Raw genomic sequence first — 26,064 nt, 5'->3', positions numbered from 1 at the left:
CGCGACCGATGCAAGGTTATCCAGAAATTCTTGCGAATGTTCTGCGTGTCCTCATTCGTTAGGGGCTGTGACGTCTTCATGGACGATGAGGACTGAAAACGGTTCCGGACCATCGCGATGAACCCTCTGGTGCCACACCCTCTCAAAATAATCCGCTTTACCGCAATAAATGCACATTGTACTGTAATATAAGCGCCTGCCAGGTAAGGCTGCGTGTAGGAGTTTGGAGAGATGACGGCCCATGATTGAAGACCTCGCATTGTCGCCCGGTACGCGATACCGGATTGTCGCGCCCAACGGTGCCGTCGTGCGGGCGGGCGTGGCTAGCGATAGCCGGCAACTTCATCATCTGCCCAGCGGAGTGCTGGTGGTGTGTGCGGAACGCGGGAGGGACGTCGGCGGCCGCCAGTGCGTCCGCATCGCCAGCCCCGCCGGCTGGGTGAATGCTGACGCGCTCGGCCCTGTTCCGGCGGTGGTGAAGGCCACGCTGGATTACGACACCTTCACCGCGCGACATTGGCAGGTCTCACCGGGCGACCATTATGGACTTGAATTTCCAATCGATCTTGCGGGACTCCGGGAAGCGGGGCCGGCCTTCCTAACCGCCGCATTTCGGGCATCTGGCGCGCTCTCGGCAGACAATCGCGTTACGCAGATCGTTTCCCTCAACAAGCTGGACATTCGCGGGGCGTCGGAAAACGGCCTGCTCACCTTGGCCTATGCACGGGACGAGCCTGGATTGCAGACGCACCTGTTCGTAAAGTTCCCGCCGGCCGACGCTCATCACAAATATGGGCTTCTCCGCCTGTCCGATGGCGAGATTCGAATGGCTCGTTTGTCGCGCGAACGGCAACTCCCCGTCACCGTCAGCCGCTATTATTTCGGCGACCATAGTTCGCATACGGGAAATTATATCCTCATAACGGAACGGGTTCCATTCGGCGTCGGCACCGTCGAGCCCGCTTATCGCAAGGGCTACGATCATGAGGTGCCCTGCGTAGAAGAACATTATGCGGTACTTACGCGCAACCTTGCCCGCTTGGTGGCGGCGCATAAGCGCGGCGACCTCGGCCATGATCTGGAAGAGATTTTTCCCTTCGCCGCCGCTGCGCGCGATTTCGAGCCGATCGCGCACCCCGAGCCCGCGCTCGATCGGCTGATCGACTTTATCGGCCGGGTCGCGCCGCACCTATTCGCACCAGAGGTGACCCGCCCGCAGTTCCTCGCGAGATGGCGCGAGGATGTGCTGTTCGGGTTGGAGCACAAGGATGCGGTGCTCGCCTACCTGCTGTCAGATGTCGATTATACCGGCTTGTGTCACATCAATTTAAATGTCGATAATGCCTGGTTCTGGCGGGACGAGGGGGGCCAACTTCACGCTGGGTTACTCGACTGGGGCGGCGCGGGTCAGGCGAGCCTCGCCCAGGCGCTCAGTGGCATGATGATGATGCCTGAGCCGGAAAAGCATATCGAGCTGGTGAACCGCATGATCGATCTCTTCATTGAGGAGTGCAGCGCACAGGGTGGTCCCTCACTGGACCGAGCGGAACTGCATTTCCAATATAAGGCGTCTGTCTATTCCACCGCCATTTTCATGTTCATCACCATTTTATCGGAAGCCCTGAAGGATTTCCCTGAAGACTATTTCACTTCGATGGAACACCGGATGGATCCCCGCTTGCTGGAAGGCGGCTTCTACAGCGCGATAGTCTGGATCGACAACATGTTGCGCGAGTGGCTCGACCCGTTGACACCGGGAGAGGCATGCCGTCGGATCGTCGCCGTCTGTCGGCTATTCCCTGTCGTCGCGTAGCATCGCGAAATTGAAGGAGGCGTTTCCTGAACCCTTCGCCATGTGTGAGGCGATCGGAACCACGCCCTCGTCCACGGTTGCTGCTCCGGTCATGCTGAAGGAAAGGCCCCTGTCTTTTTCGATGCCAAACCAGCGGCAAATCCCGATTTACGCGGCATCGCTCCTGTTTCCTGCCGAGGAGAGCCTGTCGTTGGCAGGCGAGCTGGAGATTTGGGAAGGCGATCTGGCCCGGCCCGCGGCCTTCATGTCGCCTCCGTTCGCCCTGGGGGATGCAAACCGCTATTTCGCTATCTACATTCCCAGCGAAGCGATGGAACCGCGTTTCCGGGCAGGAGAGCGCATCATTCTCGACAGGGTAAAGCCTGCCTCGATAGGCGCTGACGTGTTGGTGCAGTTGCAGGACGATGGCGCGCTGTCGCTTTGGACGATAGGCAGGCTGAGCGCGCGAGACTGCAATCTCATTAGCCTGACCCAGCATCGCGACAAGGTTACTGCGTCCATCCACCGCAGCAGGATCAGACATATCTTCCCAGCCATCGGGATGATCGACGACGACGCTTGAGTTGATCGAAGGTTAGGCCCTGGCTCTACCTGGCGTTGCGGGCACCTATACCATTGGATATCATCCTTGTTTGCAATCGGTCGGCAACCCGCGGGGTGGTAGCGTTCGCCATTCGAGTGTCGCAGGAGTTTGTCATGACCGAGGATGATGCCCCCGTTGGTGTGAAAGAAGATCGACGCCGTTTTCTTCAGAGCTGCGGGCGTTTCGCAGTGACCGTGCCGCCTGCGATGACGATCATGCTTTCGACCTCGCTGACGTCCGCAGCGATTGCGGCCTCAAGTGGCGGCGGCGGGGGCGGTGGCGCTGACGGCGGCCGCGATGGCAAGGGCCATGATGGCGTCGATTCGCTACAAACCCGCATCAACCCGCCTGACGTCCCTGGCTCTGCTCATCCAGAGAGGCACTGAATCGGCCGCCCGGCTGGCGGCAGGCACCCGTTCGGCACTCGCTACGACCAAGCAATGCTGCCTAGTGCATAATTGTTGATCTCGGGCCGCCCGTTTCAGAGCGGCCCGATTACTTTTGCGAAAACAGGTTCAGGCGAAAAGAAAATCGCTTGATGAAAAATTCTGCGCCGACAGCGTGGCCGTAGGGTCTGCAATGTCGATGCTGAACTTAACCCCGGCCGATGTGACCACGTCCAGCAGCACGTTGCCCGATGCGCCATTCCGCGCGAATATGGTGCCCGGTGCCCCGCCCGCTGCATATTTGCTGACGCCCAGCTTCTCCAGCACGATGCGATCCACGCCGTCCTCGAAATCCTGGATCTGGTCGCCGCCGTCCAATGCTCCAGCGCCCTTGAAGACGAACCAGTCAGCGCCCGCGCCGCCCCACAGCTTGTCCGCGCCAAGTTCGCCCGTCAGCTTGTCGAACCCGGCATCGCCGTGCAGCTCGTCCGCGCCGTCGCCGCCCAGCAGCAGGTCATCGCCGTCACCACCATAGAGGATATCGACACCCGCCTCGCCGTTCAGCGAGTCCGCGTCCGCTCCGCCGTCGAGAAAGTCATTGCCTGCTCCGGCTTCCATCGTATCGCGGCCTGTGCCGCCATAGAGACGATCCATGCCCCATTCGGAATCGAGAATGTCATCGCCTGCGTCGCCGTAGAGGAAATTATTGCCGTCACCGCCATCAACGCGATCATTGCCGTTGCCGCCGAAGACATGGTCGTCGCCTGACTGGCCCTTCAACTTGTCGTTGCCGTCCTCGCCGTAGATCCAGTCATTACCAGCGCCGCCGCCTACAGCCTGAGACGTCATCAGTCCGGTCGCCGGGTTGATCTCGTTCAGGAAGCCATCGTCGCCCGCGCCGGCATAGATGATATCGTCGCCAGCACCACCGTCGATATAATCGCGACCGCCTCCGGCATAGATGGTGTCGTTGCCGATATCGCCCAGGATCTGGTCATGGCCGTCGCCCCCCTCGATCCAGTCATTTCCTGTGCCGCCCGACATGATGTTGTTGCCGATACCGCCATAGAGCCGGTCATTGCCATCGCCGCCGTCGAGCTTGTCGTTTCCGTCTTCGCCCCAGATCTGATCATCGCCTAGGCCGCCCTTGATATAATCGACGCCGCCCTGGCCGTGCAGAATGTCGTGGCCGTCGCCGCCTTCAATATAATCGTCGCCCAGATCACCCCAGATTTGATCGTCGCCTGCGCCGCCATAGATGCTGTCGGCTAACGTCGTTCCCTTCAGCAGGTCATTTATGACCGTTCCGTTTATGCGCCCCATTCCGCTTCTCCCAAAATCTGCGTGCAGCCCTCCCCGGGCGGACCGGACGAATGACCACAGATTTATGAACGCTATATTTACAGGCTGAATCGAAGATGCTGCTGAAGCATGTCCATCGCAAGATAACGGCAAATCGTTACGAAATCGCATCGGAAAATTGTCTTTTATTATCAATGAGCGGAGCTTCGGTTCCTGAGGGATTTTTCCGTTCGTCTGATCAGCAAGCCGAATGGACGCACCTTCATCCATCCGGTTGCTCACAAAATGTGCAGAAAACCTGTCCTATTGCATCAGGGACTCGATCGGTGCGTCGCCATCTTCCAAGCAGTTCGTTGTTTTTAGTAGATAAATCATATTTTATTTAAAGTGCGTGCGGAAAAATCAGTGGTTCCAGGCTCATTGACTGAATGTTATTCCGTGCATCATCTGGAACGCGCTGCACTTAACTGTTGAGCAGTTCACCGTAAATTTATGGTCTTCTGTCATTTCAACGGCTCCATCAACTTGACGCTAGCTGGAGCAGGAATGACAGCGCTGTTTGACCGATCGGAAATGCACGGCTGCGTCAGTTATTCTGCGCGCATGCTGACAGGCGTTCTGGCCGGTCCTCGGGGTGGGAAATTTCAGAAAATGCCTCTGTGCGGCTCGGGTCTGCATGCCCCATGCGGTGAGCCAAAACCAGCGATCGGCGGGCGCTGGGCCAGTATCTTTGCGACTCCGTCCGCTGCGGAGCTGAACGATGGACGATGAACGCACAAGCCGCTGATCGACAAGGTAAGCGCGTGCCGCCTGCAGATAGCGGGCCGGCCGCTTTGGCGGCCTTGCTTGGCATGCACGGCATTTCCGCCGACCCAAAGCTATTGCGGCACGAATTGGGTCATTCCGATCCGCTCGATACGCGCGACATGCTTCGCCTGGCCAAGCGTCACGAAGGGGTTCGCGCCCGCGCCGTGGAGCCCGGCGGGGACCGTCTGAAGCGCGCTGCCTTGCCTGCCTTGGCGCGCGGAACGGACGAGTGGTTCATCATGGGCCGGGTCACGGACGACGGCGTCATGATCCACCGTCCCGGCGAAGGCGTGCAAAAGATGACGCACGACGCGCTTGGCGATATCTGGTCCGGCGAACTCGTGCTGATCGCCACGCGCGCCGGCGTCGTTGGCGCCAAGCCGCGCTTCGACCTGCGCTGGTTCATTCCCCAGATCGTGCGCTATCGCCGCCTTATCGGTGAAGTGCTGCTCATCACCTTGTGCCTCAATTTGCTGGGCCTTGCGGCGCCGCTTTTCTTCCAGAATGTGATCGACAAGGTGCTGGTCTATAACAGCATGGCGACCCTGCAGGTCCTCATGCTCGGCTTTGTGATCGTGTCCTGCTGGGAGGTCGCCTTCGGCTGGCTGCGGACGCGCATCTATTCCGAAACGAGCCAGAAGATCGATGTTGAGCTTGGATCCCGGCTGTTCCGCCATCTGATGCGCCTGCCGCTCGCTTATTTCGAAGGGCGGCGCGTCGGCGATACCGTGACGCGGGCAAGGCAGCTTGAATCCATCCGCGAGTTCCTGACCAACGCGTCCTTGTCGGTCCTGGTCGATCCGCCATTCACCATCGTCTTCCTGATCGCGATGTGGCTCTATTCCCCGATGCTCGCCTGCGTCGCGATGCTGACGCTGCCTGCCTATGTCGCCGTGTCCTTCATGGTCACCGGGCCGTTGCGCCAGAGGTTGAGCGAGAAGTTCGAACGCAGCGCGGCGACCAACGCCCTCCTTATCGAGAGCGTCTCGGGCATGCAGACGATCAAAGCGGCGGCTGTCGAGCCGCAATGGCAGCGTCGCTGGGAGATGCAGCTGGCCTCCTACAGCGCCGCCAGCCAGCGGGCGATCAATCTCGGCAACGGCAGCAGCCAGATGGTGCAGCTGATCTCGAAGCTCAGTCTTGCTGCCATTCTCTATTTCGGTGCGAAGGAGGTCATCGCCGGAACCTTGTCGGTGGGCGGGCTGGTGGCGTTCAACATGTTCGCGCAGCGCGTGTCTGGCCCCGTGATCCGCATGGCTCAGCTGTGGCAGGATTTTCAGCAGGTGCGGCTCTCCGTCGATCGGCTGGGGGAGGTGCTGAACGCGCAGCCGGAGCCCAGCTCGACGTCCCGCCTGGCGCTCCCGTCCATGAAGGGCGAAGTCCGGTTCGAAGGCGTCCGCTTTCGTTATTCGGACGACGGCCCGTGGATCCTGCGCGACATCAATCTCGCCATTCCCGCCGGTGGGTCGGTCGGCATTGTCGGCTCCTCGGGATCGGGCAAATCGACGCTTGCCAAGCTGCTGCAGCGCATGTACCTGCCCGCCGGCGGCCGCATCCTCGTCGATGATATCGACATTGCGCAGGTGGAGCCCGCATGGCTGCGGCGGCAGATCGGCGTGGTCCTTCAGGAAAATCTGCTTTTCAATCGCAGCCTGCGGGAAAATATCGCACTGGCCGACCCGGCGACGCCCCTGCCGCAGGTCATCGCGGCGGCGAAATTGGCGGGCGCGCACGACTTTATCATGGCGCTGCCGCACGGCTATGACACGATGATCGAGGAACGGGGCGTCAACCTGTCGGGAGGGCAGCGGCAGCGCATCGCAATCGCCCGCGCGCTCGTCACCAAGCCCCGCATCCTGGTCTTCGACGAAGCCACATCGGCCCTCGACGCAGAGAGCGAGGCGATCATCCAGAACAATCTTCAGGCCATCGCCCGGAGCCGAACCGTCCTCATCATCGCCCACCGCCTGTCTGCGGTGAGGACCTGCGAGACGATCATCGCGATGGAGAAGGGGCGGATAGTCGAGCGTGGAACCCATGAGGAGCTGATGGCGCTCAATGGCCGCTACGCCTTGCTCTTCCGCTTGCAAAATGGGCTGACGGAAGAATGACGAGCCTTGCGAACCACTGGGCGATGGCGCGCCAGCTGATAAAGGAAGAGAAGGCGCGCAGCCGGTCGATGACGCAGGTCGATGATGTCGATTTCCTGCCCGCCGCTCTCGAGATCATCGAACGCCCGGTATCTCCAACAGCCCGCTATACCGCCATGATCCTTGCCGCAGGGGTGGCGATCGCCATTTTATGGCTGATCCTCGGGCGGCTGGACATCGTCGTATCGGCGGCGGGACGCCTGGCGCCGACGGATGCCGTGAAGGTCATCCAGGCTGCAGACGGCGGGGTCGTGCGCGCGATTCTGGTGCGGGAGAGCCAGCCTGTCAAAAAGGGGCAGGTGCTGGTGGAGCTGGACCCCACCTTGTCTTCAGCAGATACGGCGCAAGCGCAAAAGGCGCTGGAGACCGCGGAATTGCAGGCGGCGCGGAGCAGGGCGGTCCTGTCATCGCTCGATGGAAAGGGCCTCGTCTTTCTCCCACCGCCGGGCACGCCTCAGTCCGTTGTCGATGTTCAGACGGCGCTTGCGCGGGCGGAGCTGGAAAATATCCAGGGGAGTTCCTCGATGCACGACGCAGAGCGGCAGGCGGCAAGTTCAGCCTATTCCGAAGCGATGCTGCAGACTGCCAAGATCAGCGAAACGCTTCCCCTTGTGGAACAGCAGATCGAAGCCAACCAGAAGCTGCTCGCCAAGGGCTATGTCTCCAAACTGCGTCTGATCGAGATGAACCGGCAGCGGCTTGCCCTGATCAAGGACAGGGAGATCGCGCAAGAGACGGCGCGAAAGGCGCGCGCCCAGATAGCGTCGGTCAGCGGTAATATCCGCCAGTCGGACGGCGCAGCGCGGGCGAAGCTGTTGCAGGACCTGGCCCAGGCGGAAGCGGAGGTGCGCCTGCGGCGGGAAGAGCTGGTGAAGGCGAGCCGCAGGTCCACCTTCCAGCGGCTGGTGAGCCCAGTTGATGGCACGGTGGCGCAGCTTTCCCTGCATACCGTGGGCGGCATAGTGGATGTGGGTAAGCCATTGATGGTGATCGTCCCTGCCAAAGGGCAGCTCGTGGCGGAGGTCAAGATGCTCAACAAGGATGTGGGCTTCGTGCGCACCGGCCAGGACGTAGCGGTGAAGGTCGCCGCCTTCCCCTTCACCCGCTTCGGAGTCGTGTCGGGCAGAGTCGAAACCATAAGCACTGATGCTATTCCGGATGAGAAGCTGGGGCTGGTCTATGTGGCGAGGGTCGCTTTGGATCGGACATGGCGCACGCGCGACGGTGGCGAGATTTCCTTGATCCCCGGTATGGAGGTAACTGCCGATATCCGCACGGGAAGGCGGAGCATCGCAAGCTATCTGATCAGCCCGCTGCAAGCGACGGCGGCCGAGGCTGGACGGGAACGCTGACGCGGCTTTGGGCGCGTTATACCTTCTGATATACCCCGCCATAGCACTGCGCCCCGCGCCGGGCAGGTGGTAGTTTCAGCCAACCCTGCATTAAAGGAGGCTACCCTTGGCTGAGGAACCTACCATCCTGTCCGCGGTCGAAGACCGGCGCCGTTTTCTCATGAACTGCGGCCGCTTCGCAGCGACTGTTCCACCGGCGATGACGATCATGTTATCGACCTCCCTTTCCTCTGCTGCGATCGCGAAGTCGAGCGGCGGCGGCGGTGGCGGCCATGGTCATGGACCCAAGGGCAATAACGGCGTCGGCAACGGCCCGGACCCGCAGCCTCCGGGCAATCCGCCGATCAACGACGGCCCCGGCACCGGCCCCGGCAATCCGGGGAACAAGGGCGGCGCGCATAAACCCTGACCTTGTACCTCAGCGACGAAATGGCAGATGGGCGGAGCGCCCGTGACGGGGCTGAACTGATGCTGCGCCTTACTCCGGGGACCTCGATGACTTTCATCGACGACCAGCCGATTATCGTGTCGCGGTCCCGCCATGCCCTTTTCGAGCTGAACCAGATCGCCGGCTATATTGGGTGCCGCCTGGAAGAGGGTGTGAGCCTGCCGCAGCTTGCGCAGGAGGTTGTCGAGCGCGGGTTCACGCCCGCATCGGCGATGCTCAAGACCGTGTTGGCGGACTGGTCCCAATCAGGGCTGGTGCATGCCACCAACCGTCCGCCCGTCTCTTCTCCCCTCCTGCTCCAGCAAATATCGCTCGGCGGGCGCAGCGTCGTACTCCGGTATCATGACGAAGCGCTGGTTCGGCATGTCGCCCCGCTGTTCACTCATTTGCAGGCGCAGGTATCCGACCGCCCGATCGACGCGACCTATCATCTCTGGTCAGCCCATGACTTGTGCCTGTTCAGCCGCGATGAGGGCCATGCTTCGGTCTTGCAGCTCAATCAGGCGGCAACCATCGTCAAGGCGCAACTCACACAGGACATCATCAACGATCCCCGCTGGAGCTTGGCCCTTCATGCAGGCTGTGTGAGCCGCAACGGGCAGGCGTTGCTGCTGACCGGCCATCCCGGCGCTGGAAAGACCACGCTGATCTCCTGGCTGCTCAAATGCGACTTCGCCTATCATGGCGACGATATCGTCATGCTGGACTCGCGCGGAAGGGTGCAGGGCCTGCCTTTCCTCCCAACGATCAAATCCGGTGCCTGGCCCATGATGGGGTTGCGTTATCCGGGCCAGCTTGAGACCCAGGTTCACTGGCGGCCTGACCGCCGGCGGGTGCGCTACCTCTCTGTGCCCGCCATGGCAGAGCAGAGTCCGGTGCCGGTCGGCTGGATCGTCAAGCTACGGCGGGTAAGAGGCGCGCGCGCGCAATTGGTGCCGCAGCATCCCGCCGCGCTCATCAAACATCTTCTCTCGGAAGCCGCCTCCGCCAGCGGTGAGGCCGATCCGCTCGCACTCGACACGCTGATCCGGACCGTAAGCGCGGCACGGACCTGCGAACTTCATTATGATGATCTGGACGAGGCGGCAGCGCTGCTTGGCACTTTCTGTGGCGCGGCTTGATCCCCTTCACGGGCTGCTCGCCTGCCTGCGCGGAGAGATGCCTGCCGTTGCCGATTGGCCTGCGATCATCGCTCTTGCCAACAAAACGCTGTGCAGTCCCACCGTCGCGACGCGGCTGCGCGACGCCGGACGCCTGGCGGACGTGCCACCCGACGTTCACCTGTTCCTGGGCGAGATGGAGAGCCGTAATGCCGAGCGCAACGATCGGCTCCTGGCCCAATTGGATGAAGCGGCTGCGGTGATGAACGCCCATGGCGTTCGCCCGATCTTGCTGAAGGGCACCGCCTGGCTCGCCCACAGCCCGCCACAGCAGCGATCGGGCCGGATGCTGGCGGACATCGATCTTATGGTTGCGGCGGATCGCTTCAGCGCCATGATCGAGCAGCTTTGCAGCATTGGCTATCAGCCGGAGTCGCTGGATCTTCCGCCGGGCGTCCCTGCCGTCCTTTCACGGCCACAGGATGCCGCGACGATCGATCTCCACTCCGAATATGGCAGCCCTAGCACGCTCTTCTACCGCTACGACGATCTCGCAAGCGCGGCGAGTGAAGTGGATCTGCCCGGCAGCATGGTCCTGCTGCCGTCTCCCGTCGCTTGCACCGCCATCCTGCTGCTGCACGACCAGCTCAAAGGCCGCGATTATCTGCGGGGCCGGATCGATCTGCGCCACCTTCTCGACATGCAATCCTATACCGCGCACTTTGAAGAGGCGGATTGGACGGAATTGAACCGGCTGTTCGGCTCGGCCTATGCGCGCAACGCGATGCGGACGCAGCTGCTCACCGCCCGTAAATTATTGGGACTGAAGGTGCCCCGCTCCCTTACGCGCGGCGTCCGCGCGCGGCTGCAATATGGGCGGCGGCTGATCCAGCTGCGGTGGCCCGGCACAGCGCCGCTCCTCACGCTGCTGTCGCTGCTTGACCCCTGCTACCTCGCGGCGCGGCGCGCTTCGCGGCGAAAGGGTGGGGACGGGACATCCTTGGAAGGCGCGGGGCTGCCCCGGCGCGACAGCCTTGAGCGGCTTTTCATCCGCAATGAGTTGGGGAAAATCTAGGAAGCGGCACTGTCCGGCGCTTCAGCCAAGAACAATCGGTCATAAACGACCAAGCGGCATCTCCAACGCGACGCCGGTTCTTTCCGCTTCTCCCGAGAGAAGAAATGGTGCGGTCGAGAAGACTCGAACTTCCACGGCCTTTCGGCCACAACGACCTCAACGTTGCGCGTCTACCAATTCCGCCACGACCGCACATTTTCCGGGGAACCGGCGGGGCCGGTGCCTTGGTAGGAGGCGGCCCTTAGCAAAGGCTTTGGCCCCATGCAACAACCGATCTTCATGCGCGTTTCTTTTGCCGGTGGTGATGACGAACAGGGCGCCGGGCGCAAAAGGAGAAGGTCGCATGTCTGCCCGTTTCTGGTTGTTCAGCATGGCGAGTGCAGGAGCGGCGCTGGCGGGCGGTCTGGCGCTTGGCCTTTATGCGACGACGCCGCCGCGCATCGCCTTCACCGACGCGGAAATACCCTATTCCGCGCAGCAGGAGAGCGCCTCACAGCCGGACGTCACGGGTTTGAGCGGGCCGACCGATATTAAGTGCCAAGGCTGCGGCCCGACTTTGGCGGACCGGCAGATGGCGGTGATGATGGGCGGGGGATGGAGCGGCTATGACGATCCTGCCGTACGCGACTATATGGCGCAGGAATATTCCGCCGACGACGATGCGCCACTGCCGCAAGATTATGAACAGCCGACGCCGGTCCGGCTACCCGCGAATATCGAGCGGTTTGCAGCAGGCGAGAGTGACGGGTCCCAGCCGGTTCAAATCGCCCAAGGCAGCGTAGCTACGGCTTCGCCTGTGACCGCCACCTCTTATTGAAGGGTAGGGTCGGAAAGGGGGCCTTATCCCACAAGCGAAGCACGAAAAGGGGGGCGAGACATCCGCCTCGCTCCCCCATTGTCCCTTATTCCGCGGCGACCACCTCAGCAGACGCATCGCTCAACGGGTGGGTCAGCCGGTGCACCATTTCCTTCGGGCAGACCTGCCAGACATAGCGCCTCCAGCGGTCCCAATCGTCCAAGATGGTGTTCGACCACTTGCTGTCGGTCGTCACCGCATGCTCGGCGATCAACGCCTTCAACTGGGCTTCCCAATGGGCGCTTTCCAGTCGCTGCCAGACAATGCTTTCCGGGTTGGCGCGCCGCTCGAAGCTGCCGTCCTCGTCCAGGATGAAGGCCATGCCGCCGGTCATGCCCGCGCCGAAGTTAGCGCCGGTGCGGCCCAGGATCACAGCCGTACCGCCGGTCATATATTCGCAGCCATTGGCCCCGCAGCCTTCCACGACGACCTGCGCGCCCGAGTTGCGGACGGCGAAGCGTTCGCCCGCCTGACCCGCCGCGAACAGCTTACCCGCGGTCGCGCCGTATAGCACGGTGTTGCCGATGATCGTGTTGTCCTTGCTCGACAGCGGCGATGACACGGTCGTGCGCACGACGATCGTGCCGCCCGACAGGCCCTTGCCCACATAGTCGTTGGCGTCGCCAAAGACTTCCAGCGTAATGCCCTTGCACAGGAACGCACCCAGCGACTGGCCAGCCGACCCGCGCAAACGCACGGTCAGATGCCCGTCCGCCAGCGTGGACATGCCGAACCGCTCGGTCACGGCGGCGGAAAGCCTGGTGCCGACCGCGCGATGCGTGTTGCGGACCGTATAGGTCAGCTGCATCTTCTCGCCACGCTCGAACACGGCCTTGGCGTCACGCATCATCTGCGCATCCAGGCTGTCGGGCACCTCGTTGCGCCATTCGGTGAGGGAGAAGCGCCGCTGATCGTCGGGCGCATCCACCTTGGCCAGGATGGGATTGAGGTCGAGATCGTCGAGATGCTCGGCGCCGCGATTGACCTGCTTCAGCAGTTCGGTGCGGCCGATCACCTCATCCAGGCTGCGATAGCCCAGCCGCGCCAATATCTCGCGCACTTCCTCGGCGATGAAGGTCATGAGGTTAATGACCTTTTCTGGCGTGCCGGTGAACTTCTGCCGCAGCTTTTCATCCTGCACGCAGACGCCGACAGGGCAGGTGTTCGAGTGGCACTGGCGCACCATGATGCAGCCCATGGCCACAAGGCTCAGCGTACCGATGCCAAACTCTTCCGCGCCCAGGATCGCCGCGATCACGATGTCGCGCCCGGTCTTTAGGCCGCCGTCGGTGCGCAGCTTCACCCGATGGCGCAGGCCATTGAGGGTGAGCACTTGGTTCGCTTCCGACAGGCCCATTTCCCATGGCGTGCCAGCATATTTGATCGAGGTCTGGGGCGACGCGCCCGTGCCGCCGACATGGCCCGCGACCAGGATGACGTCGGCATGCGCCTTGGCCACGCCCGCCGCGACCGTGCCGATGCCGGCCTGGCTCACCAGCTTGACGCACACCCGCGCGCGGGGGTTGATCATCTTGCAGTCGTAGATGAGCTGCGCGAGATCCTCGATCGAGTAGATATCATGGTGGGGCGGCGGCGAGATCAGCATCACGCCGGGCGTCGAATGGCGCAGCTTGGCGATGAACTCGGTCACCTTGAAGCCGGGCAGCTGGCCGCCTTCGCCGGGCTTGGCGCCTTGCGCGACCTTGATCTCGATTTCTTCAGCCGAACCCAGATATTCCGCGTGAACACCAAAACGGCCCGACGCGATCTGCTTGATCACGCTGTTCGCATTATCGCCATTCTCATAGGGCTTGAAGCGGGTCGCATCCTCGCCGCCCTCGCCCGACACAGCCTTTGCGCCGATGCGGTTCATCGCGATCGCCAGCGTCTCGTGCGCCTCGGGAGAGAGCGCGCCCAACGACATGCCCGGCGTCACGAAGCGCTTGCGGATCTCGGTGGTCGCCTCGACCTCGTCGATCGGCACCGCCTCGCGAGCGAAGTTGAACTCCAACAGGTCGCGCAGATAGACCGGCGGCAGGTCGCGCACGCCGCGCGCGAACTGCAGATAGGTCGAATAGCTGTCGGTCCCGACCGCCGTCTGCAGCAGGTGCATCAACTGCGCGGAATAGGCATGGCTCTCGCCGCCGTTCCGCTGGCGATAGAAGCCGCCGACGGGCAAACGCACCGCCGCGCTGTCATAGGCCGCCTCATGCCGCAGCTTGGCGTTATGGTGCAGCGAGGCATAGCCTTCGCCCGAAATCTTCGCAGGCATGCCGGGGAAGAGGTCGTTCACCAGCGCGCGGGACAGACCCACCGCCTCGAAATTATAGCCGCCGCGATAGCTGCTGACGACCGCGATGCCCATCTTGGACATGATCTTCAGCAGGCCCTCGTTGATCGCGACCCGGAACCGCTCGAAACACTGGTCGAGGTCCAAGTCGCCGAATAGGCCGCGTCCATGGCGGTCGGCGATGCTGGCTTCAGCCAGATAGGCGTTCACCGTGGTCGCGCCGACGCCGATCAGCACCGCGAAATAATGAGTGTCGAGCGCTTCGGCGCAGCGCACGTTGATCGATGCGTAGCTCCGCAGCCCCTTGCGGACGAGATGCGTATGCACCGCCGCCGCCGCCAGCACGCCAGCGATGGCGACCCGGTCCTCATTCACATATTCGTCGGTCAGGAAGATTTCGGTGCGGCCTTCGCGCACCGCCTGCTCGGCTTCCTCGCGAATGCGGGCGATCGCCGCGCGCAGTTGCTCTTGCCCGCCCTCGGCCGGGAAGGTGCAGTCGATTTCCGCGACGGCCGGGCCGAAATGCGCCTTCAACCGCGCCCATTCGGACGAGGTCAGAACGGGCGAGTCCAGCACCAGCACATGGCTGTTCTGCGCGTCCTGCTCCAGAATGTTGTGGAGGTTGGAAAAGCGCGTCTTCAGGCTCATCACATGCCGTTCGCGCAAGCTGTCGATCGGCGGATTGGTGACCTGGCTGAAATTCTGGCGGAAGAAGTGGCTGACCGTGCGCGGCTTGTCGGAAATGACCGCCAGCGGCGTGTCGTCGCCCATCGATCCCACGGCTTCCTTCGCGTCCTCGACCATCGGGGCGAGGATCAGCTCCATATCCTCCAGCGTCAGGTTCGCCGCGACCTGGCGGCGCGTCAGCTCCGCCTTGTCCCAGTCGGGCAGCGCGCGCCCCGCGTCCGGCAGATCGCCGATCGTCATGAAGTCCTTGATCAGTTCGGCATAGGGCCGCTCGCTCGCGATCTGGTCCTTGATCGCGCGATCGTCATAGATTTCGCCTTCCTGCAGATCGACGGCGATCATCTGGCCGGGGCCCATGCGGCCCTTCTTGACGATGGTGGTTTCGGGAACGACCACCATGCCGGTTTCCGAACCCACGATCAGCAGATTGTCGCCGGTCAGCGTGTAGCGCAGCGGACGCAGCGCGTTGCGATCGACGCCCGCCACGGCCCAGCGGCCGTCGGTCATCGCGAGCGCGGCGGGGCCGTCCCATGGCTCCATCACGGACGCGAGATATTCATACATATCGACATGCGACTGCGGCGTTTCGTTCGCCGCCGCCTGCCAGGCTTCGGGCACCAGCATCAGCTTCGCGGTCGGCGCATCGCGGCCCGAGCGGCAGATCGCCTCGAACACGGCATCGAGCGCGGCGGTGTCGGACGCACCGGCCGGAATCACCGGCTTGATGTCCTCCGAATGATCGCCGAAGGCCAGCGAGGCCATCTTGATCTCGTGGCTCTTCATCCAGTTCTTGTTACCGCGGATCGTGTTGATCTCGCCATTATGCGCCAGCGTGCGGAAGGGCTGGGCCAGCCACCATTGCGGGAAGGTGTTGGTCGAATAGCGCTGGTGGAAGATCGCCACCCGGCTCTCGAACCGCTCATCCTGCAGGTCGGGATAGAAGACCGACAACGATTCAGCGAGGAACAGGCCCTTGTAGATGATCGAGCGGCACGACAGCGAGCAGATGTAGAAATCCTGGATCTGCGCGGCGATCACCTTCTTCTCGATCCGGCGGCGGATGAGGTAAAGGTCCTTCTCGAACTCGGCGATGTCGCGTTCTTCGGGCATCGGCCCGGCGATCATGATCTGCTCGATCTCGGGGCGCGTGCGCTGCGCCTTCTCACCGATGACCGACACGTCCACCGGCACCTGGCGCCAGCCATAGATGGTGTAGCCCGCGTCGATGATCTCGCTCTCGACGATCGTGCGGCAGGTTTCCTGCGCGGAAAGGTCCGTGCGCGGCAGGAAGATCATGCCGACGGCAAGGCGGTTGGGCAGGGGCTTGTGCCCCGAATCCGCGATCGCGTCGTCAAAGAAGCGCACCGGCAGATCGACATGGATGCCCGCGCCGTCGCCGGTCTTGCCATCCGCATCGACCGCGCCACGGTGCCACACCGCCTTCAGCGCATCGATCGCCGAAGCGACCACACGGCGGCTCGGCCGGCCATCGGTCGCCGCGACCAGGCCCACGCCGCAGGCGTCGCCTTCCATCTCCGGATGATACATGCCCTCGGCGGCAAGGCGCGCGCGCGCTTCGGGGCTCGCCATATAGGGGGTGTTGGCCATAATGCCTCCTCGTCATTCCGTTCGGTTCAAGCCCTTCGACGGGCTCAGGACATGCTTGTCTTCAAAATCTCTGTGCCACGTTCTCGACAAGCGCGAACCGAACGGGCTGAATATGCGGTTTAGGCGGCGACTTTCTCGCCCACCGCTGCCTTGGCCTTGGCCTTCAGGTAGCGGTGCATATGCTCGGTCACGTCCCGACCGTCGCGGATGGCCCAGACGACCAGCGAAGCGCCGCGCACGATGTCGCCCGCCGCGAATACGCCATCGACGCTGGTCATCATCGTCTTGTGATCGACGCGCAGCGTGCCCCAGCGCGTGACCGACAGGTCGTCCGCGCCGAACAGCTTGGGCAGTTCTTCCGGATCATAGCCCAGCGCCTTGATGACGAGGTCGGCTTCCATCGAATATTCGCTGCCCGGATCGGGCTCGGGCGCACGGCGGCCCGACGCGTCGGGCTGGCCCAGGCGCATCTTGGTGACCTTGACGCCCGTCACATGCTCCGTGCCCTCGAACGCGATCGGCGCGGAAAGCCAGACGAACTCGACGCCTTCTTCCTCGGCGTTCTGCACTTCACGCTGCGATCCGGGCATATTGTCCCGGTCGCGGCGGTAGAGGCACTTCACCGAAGTCGCGCCCTGGCGGATCGCCGTGCGGACGCAGTCCATCGCCGTGTCGCCGCCGCCGATGACGACGACCTTCTTGCCGTTCGCATGCAGCGTGCCGTCTTCATGCTCGGGCACGGAATCGCCGAAACCCGCGCGGTTGGAGGCGGTCAGGAAGTCTAGCGCCTTGACCACGCCCGCTGCGCCCACACCGGGCGCCTTGATGTCGCGCGGCTTGTAAACGCCGGTCGCAATCAGGATCGCGTCATGGCGGGCGCGCAATTCCTCAAGGGTTGCCTCGCGGCCGACCTCGAAACCTTCATGGAAGATGATGCCGCCATCCTTCAGCCGCTGGACGCGGCGCATGACGACGTCCTTCTCCAGCTTGAAGCCTGGGATGCCGTAGGTCAGCAGCCCGCCCGCGCGGTCGTGCCGGTCATAGACATGCACCTCATAACCAGCGACGCGCAGATATTCCGCGGTGGTGAGGCCCGCCGGGCCCGAACCGATGACGCCCACCGACTGGCCCAGCGGCTTGCCGGGGACCAGCGGCTCGACCCAGCCTTCCTTCCAGGCGGTGTCGGTGATGTATTTTTCGACCGAGCCGATGGTGACAGCGCCATGGCCGGAGAATTCGATGACGCAATTGCCTTCGCACAGGCGGTCCTGCGGGCAGATGCGGCCGCAGATTTCCGGCATGGTGCTCGTCAGGTTCGACAGCTCATAGGCTTCGCGCAGCCGCCCCTCGGCCGTCAGGCGCAGCCAATCCGGAATATGGTTGTGCAGCGGGCAATGCGTCGAGCAATAGGGGACGCCGCATTGCGAGCAGCGCGACGCCTGCTCTTCCGCGCGCTCCAGCAGGAAGCTGCGGCTGATTTCCAGGAAGTCGTCGGCGCGATCATCGGCCGAACGCTTCTCGGGATAGGCTTGGCCCGTTCCCACGAATTTCAGCATCGGATTGTCAGCCATGATGAGTCCCTAAAATGAGTCAGGGGCGCACATAGCAGAAAAACCCGCAGAGTCACGCGGATTTTGAAAAGTAAGGCAGCTATTGTGACCTAAATTCGAGGGATTTTTGGCTCATTTCGCCGATAGGGGCAAAATACGCTCTAAGTTTAGTTCCAAGTCGGCCCTATCGCAAGGCCAGCCACATCAGCGCCGCGATTCCCACAACGATTCGATACCAAGCGAAGGGCGCAAAACCATGGCGCGAAACCAGCCCGACGAACCAGCGGATCACCAGCAGCGCAACGATAAAGGATACGACAAAGCCCAAGGCGATGCTGTCCCATCCTACCGCCGCCGACGTGATCTTCTCGCCCTTCTTCAGCAGTTCCAGCGTCGTTGCGCCCAACATCGTGGGGATGGCGAGGAAGAAGCTGAACTCAGCCGCTGTCCGCCGCTCCACGCCCAGCGCCAGCGCGCCCATGATCGTCGCGCCCGACCGGCTGACCCCTGGGATCATCGAGATACATTGGATCAAGCCGATGCCCAGCACGCGCACCAGCGGAATGTCGGCAATGCCATGGAAGCGCCCGGCCTGGATCATCCGCTCGATCAGCAGGATCGCAACGCCGCCCGCGATCAGCGCCCAAGCGACCACGTGGGGCGCGCCCAGCAGCATCTCGATATAATCGTGTAACGCCAGCCCAATGACCGCAGAGGGGATGAAGGCAAGCACCAGATTGCGCAGGAAACGCCAGCTGGTCGGTTCGCGCCGCAGCAGTCCCATGCCGACCGCCCAGAATGTGCGCCAATACAGCACCACCACCGCCAGGATCGCGCCCAGCTGAATGACGACATTGAACATCGCCCAGACCGACGCGTCATAACCCAGCAGTTCGCTCGCCAAAATCAGGTGCCCGGTGGAGGAAACCGGCAGGAACTCGGTGAGCCCTTCGACGATGCCAAGCAGGATGACCGTCAGATAATGCAGGTCCATGGGCGGCGCTGGTCCTTGAACTGAAAGGGGAAATCCGCCCCGGACGGGACGGATGCAAGATCGGTGTGCCTATTGTGCAGAAGCAACGGGCGCACGCAATGGCCGCGCGGGCATATCGGCCGCGCCAGCCTGTCGTCCCGCCGACAGTAGGGCAGGGCGGGGGGCAGGGGCGGCCTGTCCGTCAGACCTTGGCGCGTCCGGCGAAGCGTCCGTGCCGGCGATAGCGGACCAACCAATTTTCGGCCACCGCCTCCATCGGAGTTGGCGAAACGCCCAATTCGGTCAGGCCAGCAGCGCCCGCCGTTACGACATTGTCCCTCTGCAGCATTGCATATTGATCGCGCGTGATTGGCGCGCCCGGAAGCCAGCCAAAGCTCGCGATGGTCGATGCGATCGAAGGCGGCACGGCGACCAGGCTGCGATCGCGGCCGATTGCCTTGGCGATCCAGCGGTTGAGGTCGATCATGCTGATTTGCCGCGGCCCGCCCAGCTCGAATGTCTTGCCGCCATGAAGGCCGGGGTTGGCGGCCGCATTGGCGATCGCCTGCGCGACATCGGCGACATAAACGGGCTGGAATTTCGTGTCCGCGCCGATCACCGGGACGACCGGCAGGCGGCTGATAAGGTCGGCGAAGCGGTTGAGGAACTGATCCTCGGGGCCGAAGATGATCGATGGGCGGATGATCGTCGCCTGCGGGAAGGCGGCCTTCACCGCCGCCTCGCCAGCCGCTTTCGACCGGCCATATTCGGATGGGCTTTGCGGATCGGCGCCGATCGCCGAGACATGGACCAACGCCTGCACGCCCGCTTCCGCCGCCGCCTTGGCGACATTGGCCGCGCCGTCATGATGCGATCCTTCGAGGTCGCCGCTCAACACGCCCACCAGGTTGATGACAATGTCGCTGCCCGCAATCGCGCGCGCGACGCTTTGCGGCTTGCGAATGTCGGCTGCGACGAACTGTTTCTGGCCTAGCGCCCCCAGCGGCTGCACGCGCATCGCCCCTGCCAGGTCCCGCTGCGCCACGCGCACGCGCGCGCCGCGCTCCATCAGCGCCTGGGCGACCTGACGGCCGAGGAAGCCGCCGCCGCCGAACACCGTAACCAGACTGTTCTTCATCACGCGTTCCATGCCTGTCCTGCTTGGGGGAATGACTGCAAGCGCTCCCCTTGCAACAGCCGCCGCCCGCTGACAACAGGCGGGCGGCCGGGCATGTTCCTTTTTTAGGCGATCCAGCCCTGAAGACCCGCAATCATCCACAGGCCGAGCGCAAGGAACAGCAGCGCCGCGCCGATCTGCAGCGCGCGCATCGGCACCATTTTCGCCAACGCTTCGCCGAACAGGACGGCCGGGACATTGGCGATCATCATGCCCAGCGTCGTGCCAGCCGTCACCGCGAAGACATTCTCGAACCGCGCGCCCAGCGCCACCGTGGCCACCTGCGTCTTGTCGCCCATCTCGACCAGGAAAAAGGCGATCAGCGTGGTCAGGAACACGCCTGCCTTGGATGGGGCCTTCAGCGGCTCATCCTCATCGATCTTGTCCGGGATCAGCGTCCAGGCCGCCATCACGATAAAGCTCGCCGCGACGGCGTAGCGGAACCAATCCTGCGTCAGCACGCCCGCGATCGAATGACCGACCAGCGCCGCCAGGAAATGATTGGCCAGTGTCGCGAATAATATGCCCATAATGATCGGCACCGGCTTTCTGAAGCGGGTGGCGAGCAGCATGGCGAGCAGCTGCGTCTTGTCGCCCATTTCCGCAAGCGCGACCAGGGCAGTGGAGGTGAAGAGAGCTTCCATAAGGTTCGATCCGGGCCGGGCGAAGGGTTGAAGACGCAATGCCACCGCCTCCTCCCGCCCGGCCGGACAGGGAAGAGCCGATGCCATTGGTCTCGCCCGATACGGCCGGCCCGAGCCTTCGCCCGTCCACCCCGCATCCCGCATGCCACGGCCTCTCGGCCAAATATGTTGACATACGGCCCGCTCGCTTCTGCGAACGGCTGGCTACTCCCCAGATGACAAGGGGCCTTTAGGGAAGATTGGCGGCGGAAACAAGATGTTCGGCGGTTCCGGCATTTTGCCCCGAAGTTCACGCGCTGTTGGGGCGTTCGTGCTTACGACCGCTTCTGGGAGAGGTGCGATTAATCGAACGATTCAATGAGGAATGCGGGATCAGCTGTTCGGCGCGAAATAGAATATGGTGAAGCGACCGTGTCGGGACATGGGATTTTTAGGAAGAATCTGTAGCCATTGGGTCACCCATCATTCTGAGCAGCTATTCCGGCCCAAAGGCCGGTTGGCGATGCGGACCTTGCAAAGTCCGTCGTTACACCAAGGCTTAACGGGCGGCGCGTTGGCATCTACGCCGACGAGCGCACCTTCAAGAAGGCTCCCCGCCGACCGACACCCTTCACCGTTGTTGGATCTACGCATCCTGCAAGACGGAGTGGCCTGGCGCGATGATGGTGCTCGGCTATTGCCATTTTTCAGATGGGCCATTCTTGAAGGTGTCGCAAACGCGGCCTGCGCATCGACGCGACGTCCGCTAATCGAGTTCCCAACAGTGGCCGGTCGCTAACCACCCTCACGGAACCAACTATCGCCCTCCCTACTCCGCCGCGTCCGCCACCACCTCCGGCAGGGCGCGCACCGCCTCGGCGGACGCCGGTTCGCGCACCAGCGCCTCGACCGGTTCCAGCGCCTCCAATTCCCGTCCGCCCGTCTCGATATTGAGGTCGCGCAGCTTGCGGCCCGTCACCAGCACCCGGCTCTCAAAGCTGCCGATGAAACTGTTATAATCGCTTACCGCCCCGGTCAGCCGGTTGCCCAGCTTCTTGAGCGATCCCGCCGCACCTGCAAGCCGCTCATACAGTTCCTTGCCCAGCGCGCCGATCCGCTTGGCTTCGTCCGCCATCTTCTCCTGCCGCCATACCGCCGCAACGGTGCGGGCGATGGCGATGAGGTTGGTCGGTGTCGCCAGCAGCACGCGCTTGCCGAACGCATGGTCCCATAGTTGCGGATCATGTTCCAGCGCGGCGGAGAGGAAATGTTCGCCCGGCACGAACATGATCACATAGTCGGGCGCCTCATCGAACTGGTCGGCATAGCTTTTGCGCCCCAGCGTATCGACATGCGCGCGCATCGCCGCGGCATGGGCGGAGAGCAGTCGCTTCCTTTCATCCTCGCCATCGGCCCCGTAGGCGTCCTGGTAGGAGTTCAGCGACACCTTGGCATCGATCACCAGTGCGCGGCCGCCCGGCACGCGCAGGATCGCGTCGGGCCGCAGCCGCCCGTCCTCGCCCTCGACGCTCACCTCGGTGTGGAAATCGACATACTCGGACAGCCCGCACGTCTCCAGCACATTGCGCAACTGCTGCTCACCCCAGCGGCCCCGCGCCTTGGGCGCATGACGAAGCGAATCGACGAGCCGCTGCGCTTCGGCGCGCACGGCTTCCTGCCCCGACTTCATCGATTCGATCTCGCCGCGCAGGATGCCGTATGCCTCCGTCCGCTGCTGCTCGATCTGGCTGATCTTCTGATCGTAGCGCTGGATCGTCTCGTTGACGGGGTGCAGCAACTGCTTGAGCTGCGCCTCGCTCTTCTCATGCGCCTGCGCCAGCCGCTGGTCGGCACGCTCTAGAAAATGGCTCTGCGCCTGATGGAGCAGTTTGCCGCCGATCTCGCTGAACTGCGCCGACAACTGCTCCTTCGCATCCTTCAGCGCCGCGATCTGCGCTTCGAACGCCTCGGCTCGCGCCTGTGCCTCGGACCGCAGCGCCGCCAGTTCGCGTTCGACAAGGCCCCGCGCCGCCCGCTCATCGTCTAGCCGCCGCGCCAGGTCGCCCGCCTGCACCGCCCGTTCCTGCGCCACCACCAACTCCTGCAGCGCGCCGTTCCGCTGCGCCTCGGCTTGGCCCAGCTTACCCGCAAGCTCCACCTTCTCCGCAGCCAGCGGCGCCACCGCCTTGCCACGCAGCAGCCAGCCGAGCCCCAGCCCGGCAACGAGCGCCGCGAGGCATAAGATAACGGCCAGGCTGTCCATGATGATCCCCCTTATGGAACGAAAGGTGAACCTAGCGACCCAGGCCGGTCCCCGCAAGTCTTGTTGCGGTCAGCCGATCGACGCCCGGAACCTGCCCAGCCGCGCGACCGCCCCATCGATCACCGCGTCGCTCTTGGAAAAGCACAGACGCACCAGATGGGTGACGGCAGCGTCGGGATAGAAGGCCGAAATCGGGATCGCCGCGACCCCCGCCTCGCCGATGATCCGCTCGCAAAAGCTGACATCGTCCAGGCCGATGCCCGACGCCGTCAGGTCGAGCGTCACGAACCATGTCGCCGCGCTCTCCTTAACGGCATAGCCTGCGCCGCGCAGCCCGTTCACCAGCCGGTCGCGCGACGCCTGATAATCCGCGCGCATCGCGGCGAACCACGCGTCCGGCTTGCCCAGCCCCTCGGCCACCGCCCATTGCAGGCTCGGTGCGCTGGTGAAGGTCAGGAACTGATGCGCCCGACCTAGCAGCGTGGCGAGGGGCGCCGCGGCGCACATCCAGCCGATCTTCCAGCCCGTAAGCGAAAAAATCTTGCCCGCCGATCCGATCTTCACGGTCCGCTCGCGCATGCCGGGGAACGCCATCAAGGGCTGATGCCGGATGCCGTCGAACGTCACATGCTCCCAAACCTCGTCGCAGATCGCGATCAGATCATGATCCACGCAAAAGGACGCCAGCATCGCCAACTCCTCCTGCGTCGCCACGCTGCCACTGGGATTGAGCGGATTGTTGAAGATCAGCAGGCGCGTGCGCGGCCCGACCGCCGCCTCCAGCGCCTCTCGCCTGATCCGCCAGTCGGGAGGCATGAGCCGCACCACCCGCGCGACGCCGCCCGCGCGCTCCACCAGCGGGAGATAGGCGTCATATAGCGGCGCGAGCAGCAGCACCTCATCGCCCGGCTGCACCAGCGCGAACAGGCTCGCCGCGATCGCCTCCGTCGCGCCGGACGTCACGATCACCTCCTCCGTGCGCAAATCCAGGTCCTGGTGCCGCCCATAATGGGCCGCCACCGCTTGCCGCAATTCGGGCAGGCCGGCGCTCGGCGGATATTGGTTGGATCGGTTGAGCAGCGCATCGGCAGCGGCGCTGAGGATATCGTCCGGCCCCTGCGCGTCGGGGAAACCTTGGCCCAGATTGATCGCGCCCGTCTCCCGCGCGCGTGCCGACATTTTCTCGAAGATGGTCGCTGGCATGTCCCGATAGACGGGATGGCCGATGGGAGCGCTGGTCATGGGGTGAGAGGTAATGGCTCTCAAGCCCGGAGTATAGCATCCCGAACATATCCCCGTTCGGGATCAGCCTGTCGAAGCCTTTCGTCAGCGTACGAGGCTGCGGCACCTTACGGTGCCGAATAAACCGGATGACCGTCCCCCGGACGGTCACTTAATCCGGTTTATTCCCACTCGATCGTGCCCGGTGGCTTGGATGTGAAGTCATAGCACACCCTGTTGATGCCCTTGACCTCGTTGATGATCCGCGTCGCCACGCGGCTGAGGAAGGAGGCGTCGAACGGATAGATGTCTGCCGTCATGCCGTCCGTCGATGTCACCGCCCGCAGCGCGCAGACGCTGTCATAGGTGCGGTGGTCGCCCATCACGCCGACCGTCCGCACCGGCAGCAGCACGGCGAAGGCCTGCCAGATCGCGTCGTAAAGGCCCGCGTTGCGGATTTCCTCCAGATAGATGGCGTCGGCCTTGCGCAGGATATCGCAGCGTTCCTTGCTGACCTCGCCCGGAATGCGGATGGCGAGGCCCGGCCCGGGGAAGGGGTGGCGGCCGACGAAGATTTCCGGCAGCCCTAGTTCGCGGCCCAGCGCGCGCACTTCGTCCTTGAACAGCTCGCGCAGCGGCTCGACCAGCTTCATGTTCATGCGCTCGGGCAGGCCACCCACATTATGATGGCTCTTGATCGTCACCGAAGGGCCGCCGGTGAAGCTCACGCTCTCGATCACGTCGGGATAGAGCGTGCCCTGCGCCAGGAAACCGGCCCCGCCGATCTTCCGCGCCTCATCCTCGAACACGTCGATGAAGGTCTTGCCGATGAACTTGCGCTTGGCTTCCGGATCGGTGACGCCTTCCAGCCCCTTCATGAACAGCGTTTCCGCGTTCACATGGACCAGCGGGATATTATAGCTGCCCCGGAACAGCGATACGACCTGCTCCGCCTCGCCGCTGCGCATCAGGCCATGATCGACGAAGACGCAGGTCAGCTGGTCGCCGATCGCCTCATGGATCAGCACCGCGGCCACCGCGCTATCGACGCCGCCCGACAGGCCGCAGATCACCTTGCCGTCGCCGACCTGCTCGCGGATCTCGGCGATCTTGGTCGCGCGGAATTCGGCCATCGTCCAGTCGCCCTTCAGGCCGCAGACATGGCGCACGAAATTGGCGAGCAGCTTGGCCCCATCAGGGGTGTGCACGACCTCGGGGTGGAATTGCGTGGCGTAGAAACGCTTTTCCTCATTGGCCGTCATGGCGAAGGGCGCGCCCTCGCTCACCGCAACCACTTCGAAACCGGGCGCCAGCTTGGTCACCTTGTCGCCATGGCTCATCCACACCTGATGCCGTTCGCCTTCTGCCCACAGGCCGTCGAACAGGGCGCAGCGCTTCTTCACCTCGATGAAGGCGCGGCCGAACTCGCCGCTCTCGCCGCCTTCCACCTGGCCGCCCATCTGCTGCATCATCGTCTGCTGACCGTAGCAGATGCCCAGGATCGGGATGCCCGCTTCGAAGAAAGCCTGCGGTGCGCGCGGGCTGTCCTCCCACATGACGGAGGAGGGGCCGCCCGACAGGATGATGCCCTTGGGCTGCAGTCGCTTGAAGGCTTCGGCGGCGCTGTTGAACGGCGCGATTTCGGAATAGACGCCCGCTTCACGCACGCGCCGGGCGATCAGCTGCGTCACCTGGCTGCCGAAGTCCACGATAAGGATGGAATCCTGAAGGGGCAGCGTCATCGAATCGCCTTTACGAACCGGAGAGAATGGGATGCCGCGCGGTTAGTCTCTGGGCGGC

At 63.3% G+C, this 26,064-nt stretch carries 18 protein-coding genes, 1 tRNA gene and 1 riboswitch; of the genes, 9 read left to right on the top strand and 10 right to left on the bottom strand.

Annotation, left to right across the window (positions count from 1 at the left end; all coding sequences use genetic code 11):
• The first annotated feature begins 241 nt into the window (after positions 1–241).
• The 3 genes from ACFO3E_RS01685 to ACFO3E_RS01675 all read left to right on the top strand — a co-directional run bounded on the left by ACFO3E_RS01685 (position 242) and on the right by ACFO3E_RS01675 (position 2,782).
• Entirely contained in the window at positions 242–1,813 is a 1,572-nt protein-coding gene (locus ACFO3E_RS01685; RefSeq protein WP_380801944.1) for a hypothetical protein, read from the top strand.
• Between the two features lie 10 nt (positions 1,814–1,823).
• Complete coding sequence (locus ACFO3E_RS01680) at positions 1,824–2,375, top strand: S24 family peptidase (RefSeq protein ID WP_066525533.1); 552 nt, start codon at positions 1,824–1,826, stop codon at positions 2,373–2,375.
• A 134-nt stretch (positions 2,376–2,509) separates the two neighbouring features.
• The gene (locus ACFO3E_RS01675) at positions 2,510–2,782 is read left to right on the top strand and encodes a hypothetical protein (protein ID WP_066525530.1); all 273 of its coding nucleotides are present in this window, start codon (positions 2,510–2,512) and stop codon (positions 2,780–2,782) included.
• Positions 2,783–2,911: 129 nt separating this feature from the next.
• On the opposite strand, the gene ACFO3E_RS01670 is transcribed toward ACFO3E_RS01675, so the two are convergent.
• Positions 2,912–4,105 carry a calcium-binding protein gene (locus ACFO3E_RS01670; RefSeq protein WP_066525528.1) on the bottom strand — a complete coding sequence of 398 codons (1,194 nt, stop codon included), beginning with the start codon at positions 4,103–4,105 and terminating at the stop codon, positions 2,912–2,914.
• A gap of 746 nt (positions 4,106–4,851) precedes the next feature.
• Between ACFO3E_RS01670 and ACFO3E_RS01665 the strand changes: the two genes are divergently transcribed.
• From ACFO3E_RS01665 to ACFO3E_RS01645, 5 genes are all read left to right on the top strand, one after another.
• Positions 4,852–7,002, top strand: a complete 2,151-nt coding sequence (locus ACFO3E_RS01665) for a type I secretion system permease/ATPase (protein ID WP_380801939.1) — start codon at positions 4,852–4,854, stop codon at positions 7,000–7,002.
• Entirely contained in the window at positions 6,999–8,393 is a 1,395-nt protein-coding gene (locus tag ACFO3E_RS01660; protein WP_066525523.1) for an HlyD family type I secretion periplasmic adaptor subunit, read from the top strand. Before ACFO3E_RS01665 ends, ACFO3E_RS01660 begins: the two co-directional genes overlap by 4 nt.
• Before the next feature lie 106 nt (positions 8,394–8,499).
• Positions 8,500–8,802: a hypothetical protein gene (locus ACFO3E_RS01655; protein ID WP_066525521.1), complete on the top strand. Its 303-nt coding sequence runs from the start codon at positions 8,500–8,502 to the stop codon at positions 8,800–8,802.
• 86 nt (positions 8,803–8,888) lie between these two features.
• Positions 8,889–9,962 (top strand): hypothetical protein, encoded by a 1,074-nt coding sequence (locus ACFO3E_RS01650; protein WP_156518412.1) that lies wholly within the window; start codon positions 8,889–8,891, stop codon positions 9,960–9,962.
• Entirely contained in the window at positions 9,937–11,016 is a 1,080-nt protein-coding gene (locus ACFO3E_RS01645) for a nucleotidyltransferase family protein (protein ID WP_197486318.1), read from the top strand. The genes ACFO3E_RS01650 and ACFO3E_RS01645 overlap by 26 nt, the downstream gene beginning before the upstream one ends.
• A gap of 105 nt (positions 11,017–11,121) precedes the next feature.
• Here ACFO3E_RS01645 and ACFO3E_RS01640 read toward each other — a convergent pair.
• Positions 11,122–11,208, bottom strand: a tRNA-Leu gene (locus ACFO3E_RS01640).
• 151 nt (positions 11,209–11,359) lie between these two features.
• Between ACFO3E_RS01640 and ACFO3E_RS01635 the strand changes: the two genes are divergently transcribed.
• Positions 11,360–11,833 (top strand): hypothetical protein, encoded by a 474-nt coding sequence (locus ACFO3E_RS01635; protein ID WP_380801936.1) that lies wholly within the window; start codon positions 11,360–11,362, stop codon positions 11,831–11,833.
• Between the two features lie 85 nt (positions 11,834–11,918).
• On the opposite strand, the gene gltB is transcribed toward ACFO3E_RS01635, so the two are convergent.
• From gltB to guaA, 8 genes are all read right to left on the bottom strand, one after another.
• Positions 11,919–16,457, bottom strand: coding sequence for a glutamate synthase large subunit (gene gltB, locus ACFO3E_RS01630; protein WP_380801934.1), 4,539 nt, complete (start codon positions 16,455–16,457; stop codon positions 11,919–11,921).
• Between the two features lie 119 nt (positions 16,458–16,576).
• Entirely contained in the window at positions 16,577–18,028 is a 1,452-nt protein-coding gene (locus ACFO3E_RS01625; RefSeq protein ID WP_066525512.1) for an NAD(P)-dependent oxidoreductase, read from the bottom strand.
• 163 nt (positions 18,029–18,191) lie between these two features.
• Complete coding sequence (locus ACFO3E_RS01620) at positions 18,192–19,001, bottom strand: undecaprenyl-diphosphate phosphatase (protein WP_380801931.1); 810 nt, start codon at positions 18,999–19,001, stop codon at positions 18,192–18,194.
• A gap of 181 nt (positions 19,002–19,182) precedes the next feature.
• Complete coding sequence (locus ACFO3E_RS01615; RefSeq protein ID WP_380801928.1) at positions 19,183–20,118, bottom strand: complex I NDUFA9 subunit family protein; 936 nt, start codon at positions 20,116–20,118, stop codon at positions 19,183–19,185.
• A 104-nt stretch (positions 20,119–20,222) separates the two neighbouring features.
• Positions 20,223–20,801: a TMEM165/GDT1 family protein gene (locus ACFO3E_RS01610; protein ID WP_066525504.1), complete on the bottom strand. Its 579-nt coding sequence runs from the start codon at positions 20,799–20,801 to the stop codon at positions 20,223–20,225.
• A 98-nt stretch (positions 20,802–20,899) separates the two neighbouring features.
• A riboswitch (yybP-ykoY riboswitch) is annotated at positions 20,900–21,027 on the bottom strand.
• A 582-nt stretch (positions 21,028–21,609) separates the two neighbouring features.
• Complete coding sequence (locus ACFO3E_RS01605) at positions 21,610–23,043, bottom strand: DNA recombination protein RmuC (protein ID WP_380801925.1); 1,434 nt, start codon at positions 23,041–23,043, stop codon at positions 21,610–21,612.
• Between the two features lie 69 nt (positions 23,044–23,112).
• Entirely contained in the window at positions 23,113–24,285 is a 1,173-nt protein-coding gene (locus ACFO3E_RS01600) for an aminotransferase (RefSeq protein WP_380801922.1), read from the bottom strand.
• Between the two features lie 161 nt (positions 24,286–24,446).
• A complete protein-coding gene (gene guaA, locus ACFO3E_RS01595) occupies positions 24,447–26,006 on the bottom strand; it encodes a glutamine-hydrolyzing GMP synthase (RefSeq protein WP_066525497.1) in 1,560 nt (519 codons plus the stop codon).
• Positions 26,007–26,064: the final 58 nt, after the last annotated feature.

The organism is Sphingobium tyrosinilyticum (assembly GCF_042654265.1).
In the GTDB taxonomy this organism is placed as follows: domain Bacteria; phylum Pseudomonadota; class Alphaproteobacteria; order Sphingomonadales; family Sphingomonadaceae; genus Sphingobium; species Sphingobium tyrosinilyticum.
Note: the sequence above shows the minus strand (reverse complement) of the source record. Positions and strands in the feature narration are given on the sequence as shown.

Excerpts from the sequence above, each read along its gene's own strand:
- ACFO3E_RS01685 (WP_380801944.1), top strand. The coding sequence starts at position 242 with ATGATTGAAGACCTCGCATTGTCGCCCGGTACGCGATACCGGATTGTC.
- ACFO3E_RS01675 (WP_066525530.1), top strand. The coding sequence starts at position 2,510 with ATGACCGAGGATGATGCCCCCGTTGGTGTGAAAGAAGATCGACGCCGT.
- ACFO3E_RS01670 (WP_066525528.1), bottom strand. The coding sequence starts at position 4,105 with ATGGGGCGCATAAACGGAACGGTCATAAATGACCTGCTGAAGGGAACG.
- ACFO3E_RS01665 (WP_380801939.1), top strand. The coding sequence starts at position 4,852 with ATGAACGCACAAGCCGCTGATCGACAAGGTAAGCGCGTGCCGCCTGCA.
- ACFO3E_RS01660 (WP_066525523.1), top strand. The coding sequence starts at position 6,999 with ATGACGAGCCTTGCGAACCACTGGGCGATGGCGCGCCAGCTGATAAAG.
- ACFO3E_RS01650 (WP_156518412.1), top strand. The coding sequence starts at position 8,889 with ATGACTTTCATCGACGACCAGCCGATTATCGTGTCGCGGTCCCGCCAT.
- ACFO3E_RS01635 (WP_380801936.1), top strand. The coding sequence starts at position 11,360 with ATGTCTGCCCGTTTCTGGTTGTTCAGCATGGCGAGTGCAGGAGCGGCG.
- gltB (WP_380801934.1), bottom strand. The coding sequence starts at position 16,457 with ATGGCCAACACCCCCTATATGGCGAGCCCCGAAGCGCGCGCGCGCCTT.
- ACFO3E_RS01625 (WP_066525512.1), bottom strand. The coding sequence starts at position 18,028 with ATGGCTGACAATCCGATGCTGAAATTCGTGGGAACGGGCCAAGCCTAT.
- ACFO3E_RS01620 (WP_380801931.1), bottom strand. The coding sequence starts at position 19,001 with ATGGACCTGCATTATCTGACGGTCATCCTGCTTGGCATCGTCGAAGGG.
- ACFO3E_RS01615 (WP_380801928.1), bottom strand. The coding sequence starts at position 20,118 with ATGAAGAACAGTCTGGTTACGGTGTTCGGCGGCGGCGGCTTCCTCGGC.
- ACFO3E_RS01610 (WP_066525504.1), bottom strand. The coding sequence starts at position 20,801 with ATGGAAGCTCTCTTCACCTCCACTGCCCTGGTCGCGCTTGCGGAAATG.
- ACFO3E_RS01605 (WP_380801925.1), bottom strand. The coding sequence starts at position 23,043 with ATGGACAGCCTGGCCGTTATCTTATGCCTCGCGGCGCTCGTTGCCGGG.
- ACFO3E_RS01600 (WP_380801922.1), bottom strand. The coding sequence starts at position 24,285 with ATGACCAGCGCTCCCATCGGCCATCCCGTCTATCGGGACATGCCAGCG.
- guaA (WP_066525497.1), bottom strand. The coding sequence starts at position 26,006 with ATGACGCTGCCCCTTCAGGATTCCATCCTTATCGTGGACTTCGGCAGC.